Origin of the sequence: Streptomyces fructofermentans, assembly GCF_014651055.1 — a bacterium.
In the GTDB taxonomy this organism is placed as follows: domain Bacteria; phylum Actinomycetota; class Actinomycetes; order Streptomycetales; family Streptomycetaceae; genus Streptomyces; species Streptomyces fructofermentans.
In genome coordinates, this window is sequence record NZ_BMWD01000001.1 from 228,543 (window position 1) to 252,984 (window position 24,442).

At 73.3% G+C, this 24,442-nt stretch carries 22 protein-coding genes; 8 read left to right on the forward strand and 14 right to left on the reverse strand.

The window, feature by feature from the left end; genetic code table 11:
* Positions 1-29 precede the first annotated feature (29 nt).
* Both IE265_RS00920 and IE265_RS00925 read left to right on the forward strand, forming a co-directional pair.
* A complete protein-coding gene (locus IE265_RS00920; RefSeq protein WP_190033311.1) occupies positions 30-1,193 on the forward strand; it encodes an adenosine deaminase in 1,164 nt (387 codons plus the stop codon).
* 125 nt (positions 1,194-1,318) lie between these two features.
* The gene (locus tag IE265_RS00925; RefSeq protein ID WP_190033312.1) at positions 1,319-1,669 is read left to right on the forward strand and encodes an ATP-binding protein; all 351 of its coding nucleotides are present in this window, start codon (positions 1,319-1,321) and stop codon (positions 1,667-1,669) included.
* Positions 1,670-1,743: 74 nt separating this feature from the next.
* On the opposite strand, the gene IE265_RS00930 is transcribed toward IE265_RS00925, so the two are convergent.
* The 5 genes from IE265_RS00930 to afsQ1 all read right to left on the reverse strand — a co-directional run bounded on the left by IE265_RS00930 (position 1,744) and on the right by afsQ1 (position 5,710).
* Positions 1,744-1,947, reverse strand: a complete 204-nt coding sequence (locus IE265_RS00930; protein WP_190033313.1) for a PspC domain-containing protein — start codon at positions 1,945-1,947, stop codon at positions 1,744-1,746.
* 100 nt (positions 1,948-2,047) lie between these two features.
* Positions 2,048-2,599 (reverse strand): VanZ family protein, encoded by a 552-nt coding sequence (locus IE265_RS00935; RefSeq protein WP_190033314.1) that lies wholly within the window; start codon positions 2,597-2,599, stop codon positions 2,048-2,050.
* A gap of 102 nt (positions 2,600-2,701) precedes the next feature.
* Positions 2,702-3,367 (reverse strand): hypothetical protein, encoded by a 666-nt coding sequence (locus IE265_RS00940; protein WP_229915959.1) that lies wholly within the window; start codon positions 3,365-3,367, stop codon positions 2,702-2,704.
* Positions 3,367-4,953 carry an ATP-binding protein gene (locus IE265_RS00945; RefSeq protein WP_190033315.1) on the reverse strand — a complete coding sequence of 529 codons (1,587 nt, stop codon included), beginning with the start codon at positions 4,951-4,953 and terminating at the stop codon, positions 3,367-3,369. Before IE265_RS00945 ends, IE265_RS00940 begins: the two co-directional genes overlap by 1 nt.
* 79 nt (positions 4,954-5,032) lie before the next feature.
* Positions 5,033-5,710, reverse strand: a complete 678-nt coding sequence (afsQ1, locus tag IE265_RS00950; protein ID WP_190033316.1) for a two-component system response regulator AfsQ1 — start codon at positions 5,708-5,710, stop codon at positions 5,033-5,035.
* A 263-nt stretch (positions 5,711-5,973) separates the two neighbouring features.
* Between afsQ1 and IE265_RS00955 the strand changes: the two genes are divergently transcribed.
* Positions 5,974-6,756, forward strand: a complete 783-nt coding sequence (locus tag IE265_RS00955; RefSeq protein WP_190033317.1) for a SigE family RNA polymerase sigma factor — start codon at positions 5,974-5,976, stop codon at positions 6,754-6,756.
* Between the two features lie 182 nt (positions 6,757-6,938).
* Here the strand turns inward: IE265_RS00955 and IE265_RS00960 are convergent, their stop codons facing one another.
* Positions 6,939-7,622 (reverse strand): uridine kinase family protein, encoded by a 684-nt coding sequence (locus tag IE265_RS00960; RefSeq protein WP_229915960.1) that lies wholly within the window; start codon positions 7,620-7,622, stop codon positions 6,939-6,941.
* A 127-nt stretch (positions 7,623-7,749) separates the two neighbouring features.
* Here IE265_RS00960 and IE265_RS00965 point away from each other — a divergent pair, with 127 nt between their 5' ends.
* A complete protein-coding gene (locus tag IE265_RS00965) occupies positions 7,750-8,151 on the forward strand; it encodes a hypothetical protein (RefSeq protein ID WP_190033318.1) in 402 nt (133 codons plus the stop codon).
* Between the two features lie 132 nt (positions 8,152-8,283).
* Here IE265_RS00965 and IE265_RS00970 read toward each other — a convergent pair whose 3' ends face one another.
* The 3 genes from IE265_RS00970 to deoC are packed head-to-tail and all read right to left on the reverse strand — an operon-like array spanning position 8,284 to position 11,583.
* Positions 8,284-9,186 carry an aldehyde dehydrogenase family protein gene (locus tag IE265_RS00970; protein ID WP_190033319.1) on the reverse strand — a complete coding sequence of 301 codons (903 nt, stop codon included), beginning with the start codon at positions 9,184-9,186 and terminating at the stop codon, positions 8,284-8,286.
* A complete protein-coding gene (locus tag IE265_RS00975) occupies positions 9,179-10,630 on the reverse strand; it encodes an aldehyde dehydrogenase family protein (RefSeq protein WP_190033320.1) in 1,452 nt (483 codons plus the stop codon). The genes IE265_RS00970 and IE265_RS00975 overlap by 8 nt, the downstream gene beginning before the upstream one ends.
* A 5-nt stretch (positions 10,631-10,635) precedes the next feature.
* Entirely contained in the window at positions 10,636-11,583 is a 948-nt protein-coding gene (gene deoC / locus IE265_RS00980; protein ID WP_190033733.1) for a deoxyribose-phosphate aldolase, read from the reverse strand.
* Between the two features lie 112 nt (positions 11,584-11,695).
* Between deoC and IE265_RS00985 the strand changes: the two genes are divergently transcribed.
* Complete coding sequence (locus IE265_RS00985; protein ID WP_190033321.1) at positions 11,696-12,397, forward strand: PH domain-containing protein; 702 nt, start codon at positions 11,696-11,698, stop codon at positions 12,395-12,397.
* 406 nt (positions 12,398-12,803) lie between these two features.
* Positions 12,804-14,534 carry a hypothetical protein gene (locus IE265_RS00990; protein WP_190033322.1) on the forward strand — a complete coding sequence of 577 codons (1,731 nt, stop codon included), beginning with the start codon at positions 12,804-12,806 and terminating at the stop codon, positions 14,532-14,534.
* A 519-nt stretch (positions 14,535-15,053) separates the two neighbouring features.
* Here the strand turns inward: IE265_RS00990 and IE265_RS00995 are convergent.
* From IE265_RS00995 to IE265_RS01005, 3 genes are all read right to left on the reverse strand, one after another.
* Entirely contained in the window at positions 15,054-16,685 is a 1,632-nt protein-coding gene (locus IE265_RS00995; RefSeq protein WP_190033323.1) for a phospho-sugar mutase, read from the reverse strand.
* Positions 16,686-17,163: 478 nt separating this feature from the next.
* Positions 17,164-17,988 carry a purine-nucleoside phosphorylase gene (locus IE265_RS01000; protein WP_190033324.1) on the reverse strand — a complete coding sequence of 275 codons (825 nt, stop codon included), beginning with the start codon at positions 17,986-17,988 and terminating at the stop codon, positions 17,164-17,166.
* 470 nt (positions 17,989-18,458) lie between these two features.
* A complete protein-coding gene (locus IE265_RS01005) occupies positions 18,459-18,896 on the reverse strand; it encodes a gamma-glutamylcyclotransferase family protein (protein ID WP_190033325.1) in 438 nt (145 codons plus the stop codon).
* A gap of 119 nt (positions 18,897-19,015) precedes the next feature.
* Between IE265_RS01005 and IE265_RS01010 the strand changes: the two genes are divergently transcribed.
* Both IE265_RS01010 and IE265_RS01015 read left to right on the forward strand, forming a co-directional pair.
* Positions 19,016-20,464: an NAD(P)H-quinone dehydrogenase gene (locus tag IE265_RS01010; protein WP_190033326.1), complete on the forward strand. Its 1,449-nt coding sequence runs from the start codon at positions 19,016-19,018 to the stop codon at positions 20,462-20,464.
* A gap of 203 nt (positions 20,465-20,667) precedes the next feature.
* Positions 20,668-21,585, forward strand: a complete 918-nt coding sequence (locus IE265_RS01015; RefSeq protein ID WP_229915961.1) for a DeoR/GlpR family DNA-binding transcription regulator — start codon at positions 20,668-20,670, stop codon at positions 21,583-21,585.
* 156 nt (positions 21,586-21,741) lie between these two features.
* Here IE265_RS01015 and IE265_RS01020 read toward each other — a convergent pair whose 3' ends face one another.
* Complete coding sequence (locus tag IE265_RS01020) at positions 21,742-22,341, reverse strand: TetR/AcrR family transcriptional regulator (protein ID WP_229915989.1); 600 nt, start codon at positions 22,339-22,341, stop codon at positions 21,742-21,744.
* Between the two features lie 128 nt (positions 22,342-22,469).
* Positions 22,470-24,242: an acetyl/propionyl/methylcrotonyl-CoA carboxylase subunit alpha gene (locus IE265_RS01025; RefSeq protein ID WP_190033328.1), complete on the reverse strand. Its 1,773-nt coding sequence runs from the start codon at positions 24,240-24,242 to the stop codon at positions 22,470-22,472.
* Positions 24,243-24,442: the final 200 nt, after the last annotated feature.

A 24,442-nucleotide genomic window follows, 5' to 3' on the forward strand; every position in this document is an offset into this window, starting at 1 on the left:
TCTACGCGCGTAGGCGTTAGAGTGCGCAAATGACGAGCCAGACCAGGAACACCCCGAGCTCGGACCAGATCCGCCGGGCGCCGAAGGTTCTGCTTCACGATCACCTCGACGGCGGCCTGCGCCCCGGGACGATCGTCGACCTCGCCCGTGACGCGGGCTATGCCGGCCTTCCGGAGGCCGATCCCGACAAGCTCGGCGTGTGGTTCCGTGAAGCCGCCGACTCCGGTTCCCTGGAACGGTACTTGGAGACCTTCGCGCACACCTGTGCCGTCATGCAGACCCGCGAGGCGCTGGTGCGCGTCGCCGCGGAGTGCGCGGAGGACCTCGCCGAGGACGGGGTCGTCTACGCCGAGGTGCGCTACGCGCCCGAACAGCACCTCGAGGCCGGGCTGACCCTCGAAGAGGTCGTGGAAGCGGTCAACGAGGGCTTCCGGGAGGGTGAGCGGCGGGCCCGCGAGAACGGCCACCGGATCAGGGTCGGCGCGCTGCTGACCGCCATGCGGCACGCGGCCCGGGCCCTGGAGATCGCCGAACTCGCCAACCGCTACCGGGACCTGTCGGGCGGCGGAGTGGTCGGCTTCGACATCGCGGGCGCCGAGGCCGGGTTCCCGCCCACCCGCCACCTGGACGCCTTCGAGTACCTGAAGCGCGAGAACAACCACTTCACGATCCACGCGGGCGAGGCCTTCGGGCTGCCGTCCATCTGGCAGGCCCTGCAGTGGTGCGGCGCCGACCGGCTCGGCCACGGCGTGCGCATCATCGACGACATCCACGTGGGCGAGGACGGCACCGTGAAGCTCGGCCGCCTCGCCGCCTACGTGCGCGACAAGCGCGTCCCGCTGGAGCTGTGCCCCAGCTCCAACCTCCAGACGGGCGCCGCCGACTCGTACGCCGGGCACCCCATCGGCCTGCTGCGCAGGCTGCACTTCAGGGCCACCGTGAACACCGACAACCGCCTGATGTCCGGCACCAGCATGAGCCGCGAATTCGAGCACCTTGTCGACGCGTTCGGCTATTCGCTCGACGACATGCAGTGGTTCACAGTCAATGCGATGAAATCAGCATTCATTCCTTTCGATGAACGACTGGCGATGATCAATGACGTCATCAAGCCCGGATATGCCGAGCTGAAGTCCGAATGGCTGTTCCAGCAGACCGCCTCCACCAGCGGTTCTGCGTCCTCGCGGGACTGAACGAGACCGACGGGAGGCGGCCGGGTGAGGGCGACCCGGCCGCTTTTCGATGTTTGCGGGGCGTGCTCGCACGTGATTACCGTTTCGGACCGCTCGAATCCCCGTCACAGCATGCAAGGACGAAGATGAAGCAGTCTGCTGCCAAGACCCTCGGTGTCGCCGCTCTCGGCGCCGCCTTCGCCGCCGCGGGCGTCGGCGCCGCCGACGCGGCCCCCGCGGTCCCGGACGCCACCGCGGCGCTCGGCACCGTGTCCGGTGCGCTGCCGGTGGACGGGGTCACCAAGACCCTTCCGGCGGGCGAGTCGCTGGCCCAGGGGCAGAACGCGCTCGGCGGCGGACTCGCCGCCGCCCAGCCTGCCGTCTCGAAGGTCCTCGCCGACGGCCCGACCGCCCCGGTCGCCGGCCTGCTCGGCGGCCTGCCGCTCCAGGGCCTGCCCACCAAGGGCCTGCCGGTGAACGGGATTCCGCTCGGCTGAGCCGCACCCCCGTACCCCGCACGCGCCAAAGGGGCGCACCCTCTGCCGGGTGCGCCCCTTCGGTGTGCGTGCGGTCACCAGGCCGTGCGGGCCGCCTTGCCCTCGGAGGGGAACAGGATCCACAGGGCTATGTAGAGCAGGAACTGCGGACCCGGCAGCAGGCAGGACACCAGGAAGAGCACTCGCATCGTGGTCGCGGACGTGCCGAAGCGCCGAGCCAGCGCTGCGCACACTCCGCCGATCATCCGGCCGTCGGTGGGGCGGGCAAGGCGGTTCATGTTCGGCTCCTTCACGGGCGTCGTGGTGGGTGCGGGGCTTCCGGAGCGGTTGCCTCGACTGGTTTCCACGATAGGAGCGCGAACCGGGACGAGCGTCGCTCTACGGGGCGATACCGACCCTGGGAATCGTCGGGGTCAGACCCTGAGCCGTGTCCTCCCGGGGCAGGGCGGCCCGGTGCCGGGTCTCCACCCTGCGGCGCAGCGCGGACCGGCACGCGGGCACGACGGCCGCGTGCGCCAGCGCGACACCGAGCGTGTTCAGCAGCAGCGAGTCGACGTCCACGACCTGCCCCGGCACCCCGGTCTGGAGCAGTTCGATGCCCAGCGAGAGCAGGGCGCCGGCGGCGACCGTGCGCAGCAGCGACAGCAGCGGGGAGGCGGCGAGCCTGCCGCCCGCCAGCGGCAGCAGCACACCGAGCGGCGCGAGCAGCAGCAGGCCCTTCCCGAAGGCCAGGGCCGCCGCCTCGGGGCCGAGCGCCAGATCGGCCCGGATGCTGGCGAACGGCCGCAGGTTCGCGGCGCTCACCCAGGGCACGTCGAGGGGCCGCAGCGTCACCCAGGCGACAAGCGCGAGATGCACGACGAGGAGGACACCTCCCGCCGCACGGAAGCGGATCACGGCGCTGCCGCCGTTAGAGCCTTGACGCTGCACGCCACCGAAGACGCGGGCATCGGCCGGATCGGTTCCGTATGACGGCGGTCCGTGGTCCGCACGGGTGAGGCGTGCGCCACAGGCGGGGTCCCGCGGCGGGGCTCAGGCCCCCTCGGCCTCCGTCGACGGCGGGGTGGCCGTGCCCGGACGGGACCGGACGTCCTCCGTGCACTCGTAGCGGCGGGGGGTGTCCGAGCCGGGCCCGCCCAGGGTCACCGTGCCGTCGTCGGAGGCGGCCTCCGAGTTGCTGAACGTGCAGATGATCTGGGCCAGCGTGTACGGCGTCAGATCCGCGGGCGGGGTGCTCAGCCGCAGGGTGTCGGCGGGGTCGGCGGGGTCCGGGCCCCGCGCCGTGAGTCCGCCGGGCACGTCCGTCGTGTAGTTCGCCTGCTGCTCGGCCTCGGGCGGCGGCTCGGACAGTTCGTCGAGGAGCGCCTGCGCGGCCCGTACCCGGTCCGTGTCGGCCGGTCCGGTCTCGATGCGCACGGTCCGGTCGACCGGTGCCAGCTGGGAGGAGCACAGCAGGTAGATCTGGACGAGTATGCCGCGCGAGGACTGCGTCCCGATGTCGGTCCCGGTCAGCGCGCACGGCACCCGGGAGGGCGCGGGCCCGAAGTCGGTCGGCACCTCCGTCGCCCGGATGCCGCACCCGGCCAGCGCCACCGCGAGCAGCGGCACGGCGAGCACGGCGGCCCGCAGCCGGTGTCCGGTGCCGGTCGCCCCCGGCGTACGGGCCCCGCGGGTCCCCCTCGGGCGGCGTACGGGCATCACGCGTCTCCCTCGGGGCGGGTGCCCCCGTCGTCGGGCTTGCCGGGGCCGCCGGCGGGTTCCGCGTCCGCGAGCTCCGAGGAGCCGCGGGGCAGTCGCAGGGTGAAGACGGCGCCGCCCTCGGGGGAGTTCGCGGCGGTGATCCCGCCGCCGTGGATGTGGGCGTTCTCCAGGGCGATCGACAGGCCGAGGCCGCTGCCCTCGGAGCGCGGCCGGGAGGCGCTCGCCTTGTAGAAGCGGTCGAAGACGTGCGGCAGGACGTCCTCGGGGATGCCCGGCCCGTGGTCCCGGACCTCGATGACCAGTTCGTCGCCCTCGTCGCGCACACGGACCCGCACGGGGGAGCCGCCGTGCTTGAGGGCGTTGCCGATCAGGTTCGCCAGGATGACGTCCAGGCGGCGCGGGTCCAGGTGCGCCATGATGCCGCGCGGCGCGTCCAGGTCCACCGCGTCCAGCCAGGCGCGCGCGTCGATGCACGCGGTGATCTGGTCGGCGATGTCCACGGTGTCGAGGACGAGGCGGGCCGTGCCCGCGTCGAAGCGGGTGACCTCCATGAGGTTCTCCACGAGGTTGTTCAGCCGCCTGGTCTCGCTCACCACGAGCCGCACGGCGGACTCGATCATCGGGTCGACGCTGCCGGACTCGGCGTCGAGCTCCTCCTCCAGCACCTCGCTCACCGCGGTGATCGCGGTCAGCGGTGTGCGCAGTTCGTGTGACATGTCCGCCACGAACCGCCGGGACGCCTCGTCGCGGGCGCTCATGTCCGCGACACGTTTCTCCAGCGACTCGGCGGTGCGGTTGAACGTGCGTGACAGATCCGCGAGTTCGTCCGTGCCCGACACCCGCAGCCGGGTGTCCAGCTTCCCCTCGCCGAGCCGCCGGGCGGCGATGCCCAGCCGGTGCACGGGCTTGAGGACGGTCGTCGCGGCGGCCTGCGCGAGGAGCGCCGAACCGATCAGCGCGAGCCCGGTGGCGATGCCCAGCGACCAGGCGAGCGAGTTGAGGTCCTTCGCCTCCGGCTCCAGCGACTTGAGCATGTAGCCGGTCGGCCCGCCGCCGATCACCTTGGCGCCGCCCACGAGGTACGGCTTGTCGTCCTGCACGATCCGCTGCCAGTACAGGTGGTACGTGTACTTGTTGTTCGAGGTGATCTCCTGCTCCCTGTTCACCGCCTTCCGGAGGGACGCGGGTACGTCCTCCAGCGTGAAGGTGTCCAGGTCGGAGTTGCCGCGGACCGTGTCGCCGTCGCCGTCCTCGGCGAGCAGCAGCACGCTGAAGCGCTGGCTGCTGTTGGCCATCTGCCCGGCCGCGCGCTGGAGTTCGTCCTGCGTCGGATGCGGCGGAAGGGTGCTGGCCCGGGTCTGCATCGCCTGCTGGAAGTCCCCGAGCACCGCGTCCTGGGTGCGGGTGAGCACCGCCTCGCGGTTGAGCCAGTACGCGATCCCCGACGCCGACACGGCGGCGGTCAGCGCGACGAGGCCGAACACGACGACCAGGCGCAGCCGCAGGCTCGTGAAGCGCAGGCCGGCCAGTATCGTCCGGCGTGCCGCGGCCCAGCCGCGCACCCTGCCCCGCGGTGCCGTCACCGCGTCCCGCCGTCCGTCACGGGGCACAGGGGGGCGGGTCCCCGGGCCGGACACGGCCCGGTGACCGCGTGCGCGTCGTTCACGAGGGGCTGTCCAGCCGGTAGCCGACGCCGCGCACGGTACGGATCAGCGTCGGCGAGGACGGCACGTCCTCCACCTTCGCGCGCAGCCGCTGCACGCACGCGTCGACGAGCCGCGAGTCGCCCAGGTAGTCGTGCTCCCACACCAGGCGCAGCAACTGCTGGCGGGACAGCGCCTGACCGGGACGCCGGCTCAGCTCCAGGAGCAACCGCAGTTCCGTGGGCGTCAGTTGCAGGTCCTCGCCGTTCTTCGTCACGGTCATCGCCGCGCGGTCGATCACGAGGGAGCCGAAGGCCGCGGAGTCGTTGGCCTCGCGTTCCCCGCGTCGCAGCACGGCCCGGATGCGGGCGTCCAGGACACGCCCCTGCACGGGTTTGACGACATAGTCGTCGGCGCCGGACTCCAGTCCGACCACCACGTCGATGTCGTCACTGCGCGCGGTGAGCAGGATGATCGGCAGCTGGTCCGTGCGCCGGATGCGCCGGCACACCTCGAAGCCGTCGATGCCGGGCAGCATCACGTCGAGGACGATCAGATCCGGCCGCTGCTCGCGCAGCAGCTTCAGACCGTCCTCGCCGGTGGCAGCGGTGGCGACCCGGTGTCCCTGGCGCGTCAGAGAGAGCTCCAGGGCCGTCCGGATGGCGTCGTCGTCCTCGATCAGCAACAGGGAAGGCACGGACGTCATTCTGTCCCATGACGTGGGCGGGTATCGACTGTTGGAGCGCTCCCACACATGTCCCGCATACGAGTACGTGGCCGGTGTGCCGGATGAGTAGTCGTCCGACGCTTCTGCGTGATCGTCCGGCGCCCCCGGAGGGGCCGACCCCTGTGACAGGTCTGTGACAGTCGGCGGACACCGTCATGAAGTGCTCCGGGCAAGCTTTTCGGCACAGGCAGGGAAATACCGCAGAACCGGAACTCCACGACGGGGGGCGCGAGATGAACACGCTGCACAGCACCAGCACTGGCGCAGTTGTCACGCGTCTCCACGACGTCACGAGGAGCGCGGAGAAGTCCGGTGCCGTGAGCGGGCGGGGGTGCGCTCGCGGCACCGGGCGTCAGCACACCGGGTCGTACATGACGGTGGTTGACGCACGCGGGGCGGGGGGAGCCGGCGGGGGGACGCCGGGGGGACCTCACGGGGGAGCGTCGTACGGGGAGGGCTCGGGGGAGCGTCGCCCGGAGACGGGGACGGGGGACGCCGAAGCGGCGTTCACCGCCTACGTCCAGGAGCGCCGTGCCTCCCTGTACGCGACCGCCTACCACCTGACCGGTGACCGCTTCGAGGCCGAGGACCTGCTGCAGAGCGCGCTGTTCTCGACCTACCGGGCCTGGGACCGGATCAGTGACAAGGCCGCGGTCGGCGGCTACCTCCGCCGCACCATGACCAACCTGCACATCAGCGCGTGGCGCCGCCGCAAGCTGAACGAATACCCGACCGAGGAGCTGCCGGAGACGGCCGGCGACACGGACGCGATGCGCGGCACCGAACTGCGCGCCGTCCTGTGGCAGGCGCTCGCCAGGCTTCCCGAACTCCAGCGCACCATGCTGGTCCTGCGGTACTACGAGGGCCGCACGGACCCGGAGATCGCGGAGATCCTCGACATCAGTGTCGGCACGGTGAAGTCCAGCATCTGGCGGTCCCTCCGCCGGCTGCGCGAGGACGAGGTCCTCAGCTTCGGCCGTGACGAGGAGGAGTCCTTCGGGGAGCTCGTCGCCTGAAGGCTGTGGGGGGCGTCCGTCACTCCGGGGGGAGGCGGCGGACGGCACGGGGGAAGCGGTACCGGGGGGAACCAACGGGGTCGGGGGACCGCGGGGGAACGCCGTACGGGGGAGCACGAGGAGAGCGGGACCGGAGGGCCGGGGGGTCCGTCCTGTCCCGCTCTTCGTGCTGCCCGCCTGCTTCAGGGGCGCCCGGCGCCGTGCTGAGGTCCGCCGGTCACCCGTGCGCCCTCGCCGACGGAGTCCCGGCCGGAGAGCTCCGCCGCGGCCAGCCGCTCCAGCGCCTCGTCCCGGTCGCACGCGTGGGCGCCCAGCGCGGTCTGCCGCGCCACGATCGAGCGCTCGGCGCGCATCAGCCGCCAGCCGCGCCGCAGCAGGAACGGCACCGACTTGCGGCCCTCGCGCAGATCGCGCAGGAACCGGCGGCGGAACGTGGTCGCCGCTCCGCGGCTCAGGCACAGCGCGTCCGCGAGCAGCCCGGCCTCGCGGCAGCGCCCGACGATCTCGGCGGCGAAGATGCCCTCGGCGATGAAGACCGGCGCCCCGTCGAAGTCGACGGTCTCCGAACCCGTGCGCGCGCTGAGCGAGATATCGTACACCGGAACGCTCGTACGGCCCGTCGCGCACAGTTGCGAGATCGCCGCGAGGGCCACGTCCGCGTCCCAGGACAGCGGGTGGTCCCAGTCGATGTCGGCGCTGCCCTCGACCTGCGGCAGCGTCGGGTCGTCACCCTCCTTGTAGAAGTCGTCGAGCCGCAGCACCGGAAGGCCGGAGCGGGCCGCGAGGAGGGACTTGCCGGAGCCGGAGGGGCCGCACAGCAGGACGACCCGGCAGGGGCGGGAGGCTATCGGGGGAGGGGGACTCACGAGACACCAGTGTGAGGCATCGCGGGCCCCCGGCCGAGCCCGCGGGTCGGCTTTGGAGCGCGCATCACACCTCAACTACCCTTTGCGCCGTCCCGATTACTTTGCGCAGCAGAAGGTGGCAGCAGTCATGGCACGACACTCGGCCTCCCAGAACCCGACAGCCCGGCGCGCGTTGCTGGCCCTCACGACTGCGGGGATCGCGGTGGGCGCGGGTGCCACCACGGCCGCCGCCGACACCGGCGCCCTCGGCGACGTGGTGCGCGCCCGGCCCGCCTCGACGGGCAACCTCGACCCGCAGGCCGGCCTCCAGGCCCTCACCGGGACCGTCGGGTACGTGACCGGTCCGGTGCGCGGACTCAAGCCCAACCCCCTGGCGGGCACGGGCGTCGACCCGCTCGACAACGGCCTCGGTACGCAGGTGGCCGACTTCAAGCCCGTGTCGACGCGGATGCTGACGGCGCCCCTGGCGCAGGCCGACTCCCTGGGCGGCGTCCCGGTCGTGGGGCAGGTGACCGGGCTGCTCGGCTGAGCCCCGCACGGGGCGCCGCGGACGGCGGGCGGCGCCCACGGCGCAGGAGAGAGCCGCGCCTCCCCCGGACGGAGGGGAGACGCGGCTCTCGGCCGGACGGGGCCCCGGGGACACGGTTCGGGGCCCCGGGTCTCAGTAGGAGGACCCCGCGGCGCCCAGCGCGCCCGTCGGGTGCCAGACCGTCTTCGTCTCCAGGAAGGCCGTCAGGCGCTCGATGCCCGGGGTCTCCCAGTGATCCACAGCCTGTGGACGGACGACCCGCTTGAGGTTGTCCGCGGCCGCGACCTCCAGCTCCCTGGCCAGCTCGGCGTCGGCGCCGGCGAGGTCGATCGCGTTGACGTCCTGGTGCGAGGCCAGCGGGGCCGCGATCTCCGCGGTCCTGCCGGTGAGCACGTTGACCACACCGCCCGGCAGGTCGGAGGTGGCCAGCACCTCGCCCAGCGACAGCGCGGGCAGCGGGGACCGCTCGCTCGCGATCACGACCACCGTGTTGCCGGTCGCGATCACCGGGGCGATCACCGAGACAAGCCCGAGGAAGGACGAGTCCTGCGGCGCGAGGACCGTCACCACGCCGGTCGGCTCCGGGGTGGACAGGTTGAAGAACGGGCCCGCCACCGGGTTGGCGCCGCCGACGACCTGGGCGATCTTGTCCGTCCAGCCCGCGTACCAGACCCAGCGGTCCACGGCCGCGTCGACGACCGCGGCGGCCTTCGACTTGGACAGGCCCTCCGCGTCCGCGACCTCGCGCACGAACTGCTCGCGGCGGCCTTCCAACATCTCGGCGACGCGGTAGAGGACCTGGCCGCGGTTGTACGCCGTCGCCCCGGACCAGCCGCCGAACGCCTTGCGCGCGGCGACGACCGCGTCACGGGCGTCTTTGCGGGAGGCGAGGGGCGCGTTGGCCAGCCAGTTGCCCTTGGAGTCCGTCACCTCGTACACCCGGCCGCTCTCGGAACGCGGGAACTTTCCTCCCACGTACAGCTTGTAGGTCTTGAAGACCGACAGTCGCGCGGTCCTCTCCGACTTCTCAGACATCGAGGTACGCCTCCAGACCGTGACGGCCGCCCTCGCGGCCGAAGCCCGACTCCTTGTAGCCGCCGAACGGCGAGGTCGGGTCGAACTTGTTGAACGTGTTGGACCAGATGACGCCCGCGCGCAGCTTGCCCGCGACGGCCAGGATGCGGGAGCCCTTCTCCGACCAGATGCCGGCGGACAGCCCGTACTGGCTGTTGTTCGCCTTGGCGACGGCCTCGTCGGGGGTGCGGAAGCTGAGCACGGACAGCACCGGGCCGAAGATCTCGTCGCGGGCGATGGTGTGCGCCTGGGTGACGTTCGTGAACAGCGTCGGGGCGAACCAGTAGCCGGAGGAGGGGAGTTCGCAGGCCGGGGACCAGCGCTCGGCGCCCTCGGACTCGCCCTGCTCGACGAGCGAGGTGATGCGCGAGAGCTGCTCGGCCGAGTTGATCGCGCCGATGTCCGTGTTCTTGTCGAGCGGGTCGCCCAGCCGCAGCGTCGAGAGCCTGCGCTTGAGGGAGTCGAGCAGCTCGTCCTGGATGGACTCCTGGACCAGCAGGCGCGAGCCCGCGCAGCAGACCTGGCCCTGGTTGAAGAAGATCCCGCTGACGATGCCCTCGACGGCCTGGTCGACGGGCGCGTCGTCGAAGACGATGTTCGCGCCCTTGCCGCCCAGTTCGAGCGTGACCTTCTTGTGCGAGCCCGCGACCTGGCGCGCGATGGCCTTGCCGACGGCCGTGGAGCCGGTGAAGGCGACCTTGTTCACGTCCGGGTGCTCGACGAGGGCCGCGCCCGCGTCGCCGTACCCGGGAAGGATGTTGACGACGCCCCTGGGCAGGCCCGCCTGGCGGCAGATGTCCGCGAAGAACAGCGCCGACAGCGGCGTGGTCTCGGCGGGCTTCAGGACGACCGTGTTGCCGGTGGCGAGCGCCGGGGCGATCTTCCACGCCAGCATCAGCAGCGGGAAGTTCCAGGGGATGACCTGTCCGGCCACGCCCAGCGGCCTCGGGTCGGCGCCGAAGCCCGCGTGGTCGAGCTTGTCCGCCCAGCCCGCGTAGTAGAAGAAGTGCGCCGCGACCAGCGGGAGGTCCGCGTCGCGCGTCTCCTTGATCGGCTTTCCGTTGTCCAGCGTCTCCAGGACGGCCAGCTCGCGGCTGCGCTCCTGGATGATCCGGGCGATGCGGAACAGGTACTTGGCGCGCTCGGAGCCGGGGAGCGCGGACCACTTGACGAAGGCCGTGCGGGCCGCCCGCACCGCTCGGTCGACGTCCTCGGCGCCCGCCCGGGCCACCTCGGACAGGACCTCCTCGGTGGAGGGGCTGACGGTCTTGAAGACCCTGCCGTCGGCCGCCTCGGTGAACTCGCCGTCGATGAACAGGCCGTACGACGGCGCGATGTCGACGACGGAGCGGGACTCGGGCGCCGGCGCGTACTCGAATGCGGATGACCGCTTTTCCATGGTCATGGTGATCAGTCCACCGTCACGTAGTCGGGGCCGGAGTAGCGGCCGGTGGCCAGCTTCTGCCGCTGCATCAGCAGATCGTTCAGGAGCGAGGAGGCGCCGAACCGGAACCAGTGGTTGTCCAGCCAGTCCTCGCCGGCGGTCTCGTTGACCAGGACGAGGAACTTCACGGCGTCCTTGGTGGTGCGGATGCCGCCCGCGGGCTTCACACCGATCTGGATCCCGGTCTGCGCACGGAAGTCGCGCACCGCCTCCAGCATGAGCAGGGTGTTGGCCGGTGTCGCGTTGACGGCGACCTTGCCCGTGGAGGTCTTGATGAAGTCGGCGCCCGCCAGCATGCCGAGCCAGCTCGCGCGCCGGATGTTGTCGTACGTCGACAGCTCGCCGGTCTCGAAGATGACCTTCAGGCGCGCGTCGCCCGAGACCTCCTTCACGGCGGTGATCTCGTCGTACACCTTCATGTAGTGCCCGGCGAGGAACGCCCCGCGGTCGATGACCATGTCGATCTCGTCCGCGCCCGCGGCGACGGCGTCCCGCACGTCGGCCAGCTTCACGTCGAGCGCGGCGCGGCCCGCGGGGAAGGCGGTCGCCACGGAGGCGACCTTCACGGCGGACCCGGCGACGGCCTCCTTGGCGGTGGCCACCATGTCGGGGTAGACGCAGACGGCGGCGGTCGCCGGGGTCGTGCGGTCCGTCGGGTCGGGGCGGACGGCCTTCGCGCCGAGCGCCCGGACCTTGCCCGGGGTGTCCGCGCCCTCCAGCGTCGTCAGGTCGACCATCGAGATGGCGAGGTCGATGGCGTAGGCCTTGGCGGTCGTCTTGATGGAGCGGGTGCCGAGCGCGGCGGCGCGCGACTCCAGGCCGACCGCGTCGACCCCGGGCAGCCCGTGGAGGAAGCGGCGCAGCGTGCTGTCGGACGCGGTCACGTCCCTGAAGGCAGGTGCAGTCGTGGGCATGGTCACCAGACGAGCATATCTACGCGCGTAGCTGCTGTACAGCCCCAGGGGTCCGTGAAGACGGGGGCACCGCGCACGGGAGTCCCGGGGGCCGTCGTGCAGAATCGGGAGCATGACGACCCCGGACCACCCCTCCCCCGCACCGGACGCACCGGAACCCCGGTACAACGACCGGGCCTACCGGTCGCCCTCCGGAATCGCCGGCGGCGTACTGCTGCTCGCCATCGTGTGCTGGCTCGGCATCGACGCGCTGGTCACGGGCGAGGGCCGTACCCCGTGGCTGGCGCTGGCCACGATGATCATGCTGGTGCCGCTCGTCGCCGCCTTCACCCTGCGCCCCGCCGTCTTCGCCGACGAGCGCCGGCTGCGCGTGCGCAACCCGCTGCGCGTGGTCGTGCTGCCCTGGGGAGCCGTGGAGACGTTCCGGTCCGGCTACTCCAACGAGGTCGTCGACACGGCCGGCGCCAAGTACCAGCTCTGGGCCGTGCCCGTCTCGCTGCGCGCCCGCAAGCGGGCCGCCCGCAAGGAGGCCCGCGGCGAGGCCAAGGGCGCCGCCGCGGCCCGGCGTGGCGACCCGCACCTCGGCCGGCCGGGCGAGGCGCCGGCCGTCCCGTCGCGCGACATGGGCGCGGTGGCCACCGGACCCGTGCGCGCCCACACCGACCAGATCATGGACGAACTGCGGCAGCTCCACGAGTCACGCGCCAAGGACGCGCGGTCCCAGGGCGGGGCCACCGTGCGCTGGGCCTACGAGATCGTCGGCCCCGCGGCCGCGGGCGCCGTGCTGCTCGCGGCGCTGCTCGCGGTGGGCTGACGCGCGTCCGGGGCGCCGACGGTTCCGGGTCGCCCGCGCGTCCCGTGCCGGTCGCGGCGCCCACCCCGCGCCGCGACCGGTCGTCGCAGCCGCTCCCCGGGGGACGCGGCCCCGCGGGTGCACGGTCCCGCCGGCGTACGGGATCGTGAGCGGTCCGGTCGCCGGGGGCTGTGCCCGCGCGCTGGTTGCCCCGCCGACGGTGGCGGGCGGGCGGTTCCGGGGTGGTGCGGAGGGCCTCGGCTCGGACGAGTGCTCCGGCTCGGGCCGGACGTGTGTTCCCGCTTGAGGTGAACAGTCCTCGCGACCGTACGAGAGGGTGACACCCACATCGCGGGCGGAGGCGTCCGGCGGCCGGCCCCGGCCGTCGTCGCGGCCGCCGGTGTTCCCACATGATCCAGGAGTGCATGTGTCGTACGACGAGCCGCTGAGGCTGCCCGCGGCCGCGATACCCGACGGCTGCCGCGACTGGACGGCCGGACCCGCGGCCGCCTGGTCGGCCTCGCTGGCGCCCCGCTGGACCCTTCCCGCGGTACGCAGGTCGGTCGCCGCCGCCGCGACCACGTTCGCGCTCTGCGTCGGCGCCTGGGCCGTGATGCTCGGCGGACTGTGGCCGCTCGTGGCCGCCGGGTTCGCCGTCTACACGCTGTGGGTGCTCGCCCGCCCCGAGCTGGTCTGGGCCGGAGCCCCCGCGCTGCTCGTCGCGCTCGCCGTGGAGGCCCCTTCGCTGCCCTGGGCGGTGACCTTCGCCGGGGCCCTGGTCGTCGTGGTGTCCTGGACCGCCGTGGCCGTACGGCTGCGGGCCAGGGACACCCAGCTCGAACGGGCGCTGGAGGCCGCGGGCGACGGCACCGCCCGCGTCCCGGACGAGGACGCGCCGGTGCGGCGCGGCCGGTTCCTGCGTCCGCTCGGCCTCGTGGTGCTCGCGGTCTCCGTGCTCACCGGCGCCACCGCGGGGCTGTGGGGCACGGCCGAGGACCGCGGCGGCTCCCGTGTCGTGGCCTGCTACCTCGCGGGCCTCGCCGTCACCGCGCTGGCGTCCGCGTGGCTGGGCCGCCACCGGGCCGTCGCGCTGCGCCGGGAGCCGGCGCCGGTCCTGCGGGTCCTCGTGCGCGACGACGCCCGGGGCACCACGGAGGTCTACGCGGCCGACGACACCGCCGCCGCGCGGCCCCTGTTCACCGTGGACCTGACGTCGTACGACGGTGACACCGAGGCGGCCGACGACCCCCGAGCGGCCGACGGCGGCGCCGGTGCGGCCGACACGCACGGCGACGACGAGCGCGACGACCAGCCCGCCGACCAGCGCGACGACCAGCGCGACAAGGAGCGCGCGGAATTCGAGCGCATCCTCGACACGATCAATGACGACGTGCCGGGCCCGGTCCGCGAGGCCGTGCTCTACGGAGCGCCCTTCGACGGCGCCGAGGTCGTCCTGGTCAGCGCCGACGAGGACCCGGACCAGCCGCCGCTGACGGAGTGGTCCGCGGGACCGGTCCGCCCGCTCTCGCCGGGCGCGGGCCTGCGGAGGATCACCCGGCAGAAGGCCCGCGAGGCACGCGACCGGCAGCTCGAACGGCAGGCCAGGGAGCTCGGCGCCGGACGGCCCGCCGTGCCGGTGCGGCGCTGGAGCGCGGGCTGGCTGGACTGGCTGGCCGCGGCTCTGCTGGTGCAGTGGGGCGGCTGGATCTGCGGGGCCTGGTTCACGGAGTGGGCGATGTCCCCGTGGGAGCTGGCCCTCGCCGCGGCGATCGGCCTCTACGGGGCCGTGCGCGTCCCCCTGAAGCTCGCCTGGCGCATCACGGCCGACAGCTCCGGACTGTGGCTCACCGGGCTGCGCGCCCCCCGGCACGTCCCGTGGGACGACATCCGCTCCGTACGCCGTGAGTCCTACGAGCTGAAACTCCGCTGGCGGGACGACGACTGGGCGGTCGCCGCGCCCCGCTGGGCGTGGTTCGAGCGGCGGCGGGGCCTGACCCATCCGTACGACGCGCTCGCGGCCGAACTCACGGTCATGCGCGACGACCCCGGGCTGCGGCCCACGGGCGAGAGCAGCGGGGCCGAGCGGGGGCGTCCCCTGTGGCCGCTGGCGCTGGCGCTGGCGGTGCTGTGGGTCGGCCTGCTCGCCGTACTGTCCTGAGACCCGGCAGGGGCCGTCCGGCCGTCCCGCCTCGTGAATCGGGGCCGGACACACGGCAGTCACCCGCACCCGGGGTCCTCGCGCATCGCTGCGGGCACGCACGCGTCCCGTGGCTGATCGGCCGGCGACGGCCCCGCGCGGGGCGGTCACTCGACCGGGCCGCACCCGGGCGGTCTCCGATACCCGCTGCCCCGTACGGCCGGGCATGCGGCAGGCACCCGCCCCGGCGCGCCCGCCCGCCGCGCGGGGCGGTCACCTGCCCAGGGTCCGTACCCGGGCGCGCCGATACCCGCAGCGCCCCGTACGGCCGGGGCGCCGACGCATGCGGCACCGGTCCGGGTGGGCGGGCGGACGTGGACGGTCCGCAGCGGCGCGTCCCGCGTCGGGCGGCTGCCCGCGCGAGCCCCGTACGGCCCGTACCGACGCGTGCGGGCCCCGGGCGGGTGGGCGCGCGCCCACCCGCGCGAGGCCCGTGCGGATTCCGGTGGACGTCACCCGTACGGGTGCGTCCGGGTGGGATCAGATGCCCGCCGCCGCCGACAGGTCGCGCTTGACCGCGGCCAGCAGGTCCGCGGCCTTGGCACGTGCCACCGGGAGGCCCGCGTGCGTGCCGACCGGCACCACGACCTCCAGGTAGCACTTCAGTTTCGGCTCGGTGCCGCTGGGCCGGACGATGACGCGCGCGCCGTCCAGGGTGTAGCGCAGGCCGTCCGTCGGGGGCAGGCTCGGCGTCCCCTTCGTCAGGTCCTCGGCCGCCGTGACGGGCAGCCCCGCGAGCCGCGTGGGGGGCCGCTCGCGCAGCCGCCGCATCGCGTCGGAGATCACCGAGAGGTCGTCCACCCGGACCGACAGCTGGTCCGTCGCGTGCAGGCCGTGCCGCACCGCGAGGTCGTCGAGCAGGTCGAGGAGCGTGCGCCCCTCGGCCTTGAGCACGGAGGCCAGCTCGGTGATCAGGAGCGCCGCCGTGATGCCGTCCTTGTCCCGTACGCCCTCGGGGTCGACGCAGTAGCCCAGCGCCTCCTCGTAGCCGTACCGGAGGCCCTCCACCCGGGCGATCCACTTGAAGCCCGTCAGGGTCTCCTCGTACGGCAGGCCCGCGCCGGCCGCGATCCGGCCGAGCAGCGAGGACGAGACGATCGACTCCGCGAACGTGCCGCGCGCGCCCTGGCGGACCAGGTGCTCCGCCAGCAGCGCGCCGACCTCGTCGCCGCGCAGCATGCGCCAGTCGCCGCCGTCGGGGACGGCCACGGCGCAGCGGTCGGCGTCCGGGTCGTTGGCGATGACCAGGTCCGGCCCGGTCTCGCGGGCCTTCGCGAACGCGAGGTCCATCGCGCCCGGCTCCTCCGGGTTCGGGAACGCGACCGTGGGGAAGTCCGGGTCCGGGTCGGCCTGCTCGGCGACGAGTACCGGCGCGGGGAAGCCGGCCCGCGCGAACGCCGCCGTCAGGGTCTCCCTGCCGACGCCGTGCATCGCCGTGTAGACCGTGCGGGCGGTCCGGGGGGAGTCCGCGGCCAGCACGGCGTCCGTACGCGCCAGATAGGCGTCCAGGACGCCGTCGTCGAGGGTCTGCCAGCCGGATTCGGGGCGCGGCACGTCGGCGAGGCGCGCGATCGCGGCGATCTCCGCCGCGATCTCCGCGTCGGCCGGCGGGACGATCTGGGAGCCGTCGCCCAGGTAGACCTTGTAGCCGTTGTCGCGCGGGGGGTTGTGGCTGGCCGTCACCTCGACGCCGGCCACCGCGCCCAGATGCCTTATGGCGTACGCGAGTACGGGTGTCGGCAGCGGGCGGGGGAGGAGCGCGGCGCGCAGGCCGGCGCCCGTCATGACGGCGGCCGTGTCCCGGGCGAAGTCGGCGGACTTGTGGCGGGCGTCGTAGCCGACGACCACGAGGCCGCCGGCGTGGCCCCGGGCCTTCAGGTACGCGGCGAGACCGGCGGCCGCGCGCACGACGACCGAGCGGTTCATCCGCATCGGACCCGCGCCGAGCTCGCCCCGCAGCCCCGCCGTGCCGAACTGGAGGGTGCCGCTGAAGCGTGCGGTCAGCTCCGCGACGTCCTCGGCCTCGATGAGCTTGGCGAGTTCCTCACGGGTCTCCGCGTCGGGGTCCTCGGCCAGCCACGCCTGGGCGCGTGCGATGAGTTCGTCCTGCACGTCGGGTCAACCTCTCGTTCTGTGGTCTCGTCGTCCCGCTGTCCCGCTGTCCCGCTGTCCCGCTGTCCCGCTGTCCCGCTGTCCCGCTGTCCCGCTGTGCCGGGTACCCGGAATCCCCGCGCCCGCCGTCCCCGGCCGCCGCGTGCCGGGCGGAAGCGCCGGACGTCCTGCATTCCCCGTCCCCCGGGCCCCGGCATACGTACCCCGTCCCCCGTTGTCAGCTCGCCACTCGCCGCCACCCGTGTCGGCAGCGGTGCTTCCGTCCTCGAACGCCCGGCGGGGCGGGAGGGTTCCTGGGCCGGCGGCAGCGGAGGACGGGAGGGCGGGAGGGCGGGAGGGGGCGTGAGGGGAAGCGAGGGGAAGCGAGGGGCAGGGACGGGAGGGGGAACACGGGGAGGACGAGGGGATCGCTCGGCGGTCCAGGCGTCTCCGGGGCCCTCCCGGCACTTCCCGCCCGGTGGGAACCGCCCCGCGCTCCCTAGATCCGGTCCAGGACCTTGGTCAGGAGCGCGCCCATCCGGGTGGCCGAGTCGCGGCCCGCCTGGAGGACCTCCTCGTGGTTGAGGGGCTCCCCGGTCATGCCGGCGGCGAGGTTGGTCACCAGCGAGATGCCCAGCACCTCGGCGCCCGCCTCGCGCGCGGCGATGGCCTCCAGCGTGGTCGACATGCCGACCAGGTCCGCGCCGATCGCCCGGGCCATCCGGATCTCGGCGGGCGTCTCGTAGTGCGGGCCGGGGAACTGCGCGTAGACGCCCTCTTCGAGGGTCGCGTCGATCTCCTTGCACAGCGCGCGCAGCCGCGGCGAGTACAGGTCCGTCAGGTCGACGAAGTTCGCGCCGACGATCGGGGAGGCCGCCGTCAGGTTGAGGTGGTCGCTGATCAGCACCGGCTGGCCCGGACGCATGCCCTCGCGAAGACCGCCGCAGCCGTTGGTCAGCACGATGGTCTTGCAGCCGGCGGCCACGGCAGTGCGGACGCCGTGCGCGACGGCGGCCACGCCGCGGCCCTCGTAGTAGTGGGTGCGGCCGAGGAAGACGAGCGCGCGCTTGTCACCGATCTGGTACGAGCGGACCTTGCCGCCGTGGCCCTCGACCGCCGGCGGCGGGAAGCCGGGCAGCTCGGTGACCTCGAACTCCGCGGCGGGGTCGCCGAGGGCGTCCACGGCCGGTGCCCAGCCCGAGCCCATCACGAGGGCGACGTCGTGGCTGTCGGTGCCCGTGAGTTCCCGCAGGCGCGCGGCGGCGGCGTCGGCGGCGGCGTGGGGGTCGCCCTGGATGTCGTCCGGAAGAAGAGATGCGTTCACGCGCATGAGGGTAGCCGGTCCGGGCCTACGCGCGTAGATGGTGATGGTCACTGCTTTGCGATCGTTGTCTTGTCGTTTCCGCCGGACGAGGGCGGCCGGGGTGCGCGCGACCGGGTCCGGACCGGGCGGGACAGGGGGCCGCGCGGGTCCGGGCGGACTGTCCGCGCGAGCCGGCCGGGGGCTCGGACCGGGCGTGGCGGTCCTTGGCGGTGTTCGCCCCGCGGTGGTCCTCCGCGGTGTCCGGGATTCCCCCGGCGGTGGCGGAGGGAGCGGCGGGAGCGGTGACGGGCGGACGCGGTCGGGGCGGTGGCGGACACGGTCCGTGGAGGCCGAGGCCGAGGCCGTGGCCGTGGAGGCGCGCGGAGGCCGTCCGTGGCGTGCGGCGGGCTGGGGCGGGCAGCGGCGGTCGGGGTCGTGAGCGGGCCGCTGTCCGCCGGCTCCGGGCTGAGCGTGCCCGCGCCGGGGCACGCTCAGCAGGGGCGCTTGCGCAGCTCCATCACGTAGTCGTGCGGGGCCCCGGCCGATTCCGCCGCGTCCGCGATCTCGCCGAGGTAGCGGGCCGAGGGCAGGCCGCCCTCGTACCCGTTGAGGACGTACACCCAGGCCGGCTCCTCGCCCTCCAGGGTCTGGACCCGTACGCGCATCCGCCGGTAGATGTCGAGGCCGACACCCTCCCAGCGGTCCATGGACTCCTCGTCCGGCGGCGCGATGTCGTAGAGGGCCACGAAGACCTGCGAGCGCGGGGCCTCGACGATGGTCGCCAGCGCGCCCTCCCAGCCCATGTGCTCCCCGGCGAACGTCAGCCGCCAGCCGGTGAGCCACCCCGTGGCGCGCAGCGGCGAGTGGGGGGCGCGGCGCGTCATGAGCCGCGGGTCGAGATTGCCGGCGTACGCGGCGTAGAGCGACATGGGACCGAGGGTACGGCAGCGGACGCACGCGCCTCTCCGGCAACGGGAGCACCGCGACGGACCGTCCGCCGCACCCGCGCGCGGGCCCCGGGCTGAAGCACCTTGAAGCGTGCGGGACAATGGAGTACGTGACTCGGATCGTGATCATTGGCGGCGGACCCGGCGGATACGAGGCGGCCCTGGTGGCCGCCCAGCTCGGCGCGGAGGTGACCGTCGTCGACTGCGACGGCCTGGGCGGGGCGTCGGTGCTCACCGACTGCGTCCCGTCGAAGACCCTGATCGCGACGGCGGAGGTGATGACCACCTTCGACTCGTCCTACGAAGAGCTCGGGATCATCGTCGCCGACGACACCCCGCACCTCGACACTCCGGCGCGGGTCGTCGGCGTCGACCTCGGCAAGGTCAACCGCCGTGTGAAGCGGCTCGCGCTCGCCCAGTCGCACGACATCACGGCCTCCGTCACCCGCGCGGGCGCCCGCGTGCTGCGCGGCCGGGGACGTCTCGACGGCCGGCAGGCCATGGACGGCTCGCGCAAGGTCGTCGTGCGCGCCGCGGACGGCAGCGAGGAGACCCTCGTCGCGGACGCCGTGCTCATCGCCACCGGCGGGCACCCCCGCGAGCTGGCCGACGCGCAGCCCGACGGCGAGCGCATCCTGAACTGGACCCAGGTGTACGACCTGGACGAGCTGCCCGAGGAACTCATCGTGGTCGGCTCCGGTGTCACCGGCGCCGAGTTCGCCGGCGCCTACCAGGCGCTCGGCTCGCGGGTCACGCTCGTCTCCAGCCGCGACCGCGTGCTGCCGGGCGAGGACCCAGACGCGGCGGCCGTGCTGGAGGACGTCTTCCGGCGGCGCGGCATGAACGTCATGGCCCGCTCGCGCGCCGAGTCCGCCAAGCGCGTCGGCGACCGGGTCGAGGTGACGCTCTCGGACGGCCGCGTCATCACCGGCTCGCACTGCCTCATGGCGGTCGGCGCCATCCCGAACAGCGACGGCATGGGCCTGGAGGAGGCCGGCGTCAAGGTCCGGGACTCCGGTCACATCTGGACCGACAAGGTGTCCAGGACGACGGCCCCCGGCGTGTACGCGGCCGGTGACGTGACCGGCGTCTTCGCGCTGGCCTCGGTCGCCGCGATGCAGGGCCGCATCGCCATGTACCACTTCCTCGGCGACGCGGTCGCCCCGCTCAACCTCAAGACGGTGTCGTCGAACGTCTTCACCGACCCCGAGATCGCCACCGTCGGCTACTCCCAGGCGGACGTCGACGCGGGCAAGATCGACGCCCGGGTGGTGAAGCTGCCGCTGCTGCGCAACCCGCGCGCCAAGATGCAGGGCATCCGGGACGGCTTCGTCAAGATCTTCTGCCGGCCGGGCACGGGGATCGTCGTCGGCGGTGTCGTGGTCTCGCCGCGGGCCTCGGAACTGATCCACCCGATCTCGATCGCGGTCGACAACAACCTGACCGTCGAACAGATCGCGAACGCGTTCACCGTCTATCCGTCCCTGTCGGGGTCGATCGCCGAGGTGGCGCGGCAGCTCCACACGCGCAAGACCGCGGGCGACGCCTGACGGCGAAAGGCGATTTCCCGCTGGTCACAGGGAGTTGCTGCCCATTCGCACGGCATAGGCGGCCTGGATAGGCACGTATACCACTCCACCCCATGCCGTGCGAACAACTTCTGTTATTCGGCGCAAACTGCTGAAAGCAGACGGTCGTTGGGGTTACTGTCAGTTTCGTGTTCGCTGCAGAACGTCGCCAATTGATCCTCGAAATGGTGCGAGCCAATGGGGCCGTGTCGCTCCGTGAGCTTGCCCGCGTCGTCCAGACCTCCGAAGTGACCGTACGGCGGGACGTGCGCGCACTGGAGGCAGAAGGACTCCTCGACCGCCGACATGGCGGTGCGGTATTGCCGGGCGGGTTCACGCGGGAGTCCGGCTTTCCGCAGAAATCGCATCTCGCGACCGCCGAGAAGACGGCCATCGCCGATCTCGCCGCGGGTCTCGTCGAAGAAGGCGAGGCCATTGTGGTGGGGGCGGGGACGACCACGCAGGAGCTGGCCCGCCGGCTCGCGCGGGTACCCGGTCTGACCGTCGTCACCAACTCGCTCCTGGTCGCCCAGGCGCTGGCCCACGCCAACCGCGTCGAGGTCGTGATGACCGGAGGGACCCTGCGCGGCTCCAACTACGCCCTCGTCGGCAGCGGTGCCGAGCAGTCCCTCCAGGGGCTGCGGGTCTCGCGGGCCTTCCTGTCCGGAAGCGGGCTGACCGCGGAGCGCGGCCTGTCCACCTCCAACATGCTGTCGGCGTCCGTCGACCGCGCGCTGGTGCAGGCGGCCGGGGAGGTCGTGGTCCTCGCCGACCACACCAAGCTCGGCACCGACACGATGTTCCAGACCGTGCCGACCGACGTGATCACCCGGCTCGTGACCGACGAGCCGCCCGCCCACGACGACCGCGCCGGCACCGAACTGCAGGCCCTGGCCGACCAGGGAGTGCAGATCGCGGTGGCCGGATCGGGAGGGGACGCGGTTCCCGCGGGGCGCCAACCGCCGCGCCGGGACGTGCCGCTGCCCGGTCCGCGGCGGGGTCAGGTCCAGGGCGGCGCCCCCCAGTTGCGCAGCGCGGCCGCGGTCCTGGGGGACCAGCCCCAGAGTGAGCGCGCGCGAGTCGCCGACATGCGCAGGCGCTGACGGCGCCCGCGGACGCCCCGACTCCGACGGACGGCGATCCGGTCCGCACGCGGGACCGACACCGGGTCGCCAACGGCCGTGCGGCCGCCAGGACTTCCGTGCGCGGGAGGAAGACGGGGTCGCCGCCGGCCGCGAGGGCCGCCGGCGCGCGGGCCGTCAGGCCTTGAGGCCCCGCAGGGTCAGCGTCAGCAGACGGTCCGCCAACTCCGGTTCCTCCGGGGTCTCCTCGGCGGCCAGGGCGATGGCGTTGGTGAGCTGGAGCAGATCCCCGATGGAGACGTCCGGCCGCACCGCACCCGCGGACTGGGCCCGCGCGAGCAGCGCGCTGCCCGCCTCGTGCATCGGCCCGCTGCACCGGGCGAGGGCCGATGCGTCGTCCCGCGTGGCCGACATCAGGGCGCGAGACAGGCCGCGGTACTCACCCGCGTGAGTGATGATGGCGCGCAGCCACGTCACGAGCGCCGTGCACGGCTGCGGATCGTCGAGCAGTTCGCGCGCGCGGGCCAGCAGATCGCTCACGGCGTCCGCGAAGACCGCGCCGAGCAGCGCGTGCCGGTTCGGGAAGTGCCGGTACAGCGTGCCGATGCCGACCCCCGCGCGCCGGGCCACGTCCTCCAGGGAGGCGTCCGCCCCGTACGCCGCGAAGGCGGCCCGTGCCTCGGCGACCAGCCGCGCGTGGTTGCGGCGGGCGTCGGCGCGCATGGGACGTACCGTCGCGGGGTCCTCCGCGGTCTCCTGTGAGGTCGCGACCACCATGACGTCCACCTGCCCTCTCCCGCCGTACCGGCTGCCGTCCAGGATGCCACCGCGGACGAACGGAACGCCCGGCGGACCACTGGGGTCCACCGGGCGCTCCGGATGCCGACGGCCGCGCCGCGGCGGTGTCAGTCCTTGATCTCGCAGATGGCGGCGCCCGAGGTGATGGACGCGCCGACCTCGGCGGACAGGGCCTTGACGGTGCCGGAGCGGTGGGCGTTGAGCGGCTGCTCCATCTTCATGGCCTCCAGGACGACGATCAGATCGCCCTCCTTGACCTCCTGGCCCTCCTCGACGGCGACCTTGACGATCGTGCCCTGCATCGGCGAGGCGAGGGTGTCGCCGGAGGCGGCCGGGCCGGACTTCTTGGCGGCGCGGCGCTTGGGCTTGGCGCCGGCCGCGAGGCCGGTGCGCGCGAGGGACATGCCCAGCGAGGAGGGCAGCGAGACCTCCAGGCGCTTGCCGCCGACCTCGACGACGACCGTCTCGCGGCCGGGCTCGTCGTCGGTGTCGGTGTCCGCCGGGGCGGCGAACGGCTTGACCTCGTTGACGAACTCGGTCTCGATCCAGCGGGTGTGGACCGTGAACGGGCCGGCCGAGCCGGTCAGCTCCGGGGCGAAGGCGGGGTCGGTCACCACGGCGCGGTGGAAGGGGATGGCGGTCGCCATGCCCTCCACGGTGAACTCCTCCAGGGCGCGGGAGGCGCGCTGGAGAGCCTGCTCGCGGGTGGCGCCCGTGACGATCAGCTTGGCCAGCAGGGAGTCCCAGGCCGGGCCGATCACACTGCCGGACTCGACGCCCGCGTCCAGGCGCACGCCCGGTCCGGACGGCGCGGCGAACGTGGTCACGGTGCCGGGGGCCGGCAGGAAGCCGCGGCCCGGGTCCTCGCCGTTGATACGGAACTCGAACGAGTGACCCCGCAACTGCGGGTCGTCGTAACCCAGGGCCTCTCCGTCGGCGATGCGGAACATCTCGCGGACCAGGTCGATGCCGGAGACCTCCTCGGTCACCGGGTGCTCGACCTGGAGGCGCGTGTTGACCTCGAGGAAGGAGATCGTGCCGTCCGTGCCGACGAGGAACTCCACGGTGCCGGCGCCGACGTAGCCGGCCTCCTTGAGGATGGCCTTGGACGCGCGGTACAGCTCCGCGTTCTGCGCCTCGGACAGGAACGGGGCCGGGGCCTCCTCGACCAGCTTCTGGTGGCGGCGCTGGAGGGAGCAGTCACGGGTGGAGACGACGACCACGTTGCCGTGCGAGTCGGCCAGGCACTGGGTCTCCACGTGCCGGGGCTTGTCCAGGTAGCGCTCGACGAAGCACTCCCCGCGCCCGAAGGCGGCGACGGCCTCGCGGACCGCGGAGTCGTACAGCTCGGGGACCTCTTCGAGGGTGCGGGCGACCTTCAGGCCGCGGCCGCCACCGCCGAAGGCGGCCTTGATCGCGATCGGCAGCCCGTGCTCCCGGGCGAAGGCCACGACCTCGTCGGAGCCCGAGACCGGGTCGGGGGTGCCCGCGACCAGGGGGGCGCCGGCGCGCTGGGCGATGTGCCGGGCGGCGACCTTGTCACCCAGGTCGCGGATGGCCTGCGGCGGCGGGCCGATCCAGACCAGGCCGGCGTCGAGCACGGCCTGCGCGAACTCGGCGTTCTCCGAGAGGAAGCCGTAGCCGGGGTGGATCGCGTCCGCCCCCGAGTCCTTCGCGGCCAGCAGCACCTTGGCCATGTCGAGGTAACTGGTCGCGGGCGTGTCACCGCCCAGGGCGAACGCCTCGTCGGCGGCGCGCGCATGCAGCGCGTCCCGGTCCGGGTCGGCGTACACGGCCACGCTCGCGATTCCGGCGTCTCGGCACGCCCGGGCGACACGGACAGCGATTTCGCCACGGTTGGCGATCAGCACCTTGCGCACGTTGGCTCCCTCTCCTTGAAACAAGCTGATTTTAGGGACAGCCGACACGACGTTTCGACCCGTCCCCTGTGGTGAGCTTGCCCACACGGAGCGTGATACGAGGCCCGCTCGCCCGCGAATTCCCTTGTCGCACCGCGGTACGCAGGGGGCTTCCCCAGAACCCTAGTCCTCCGATGTGGTCAAGGTCTCTGTGAGAGCGT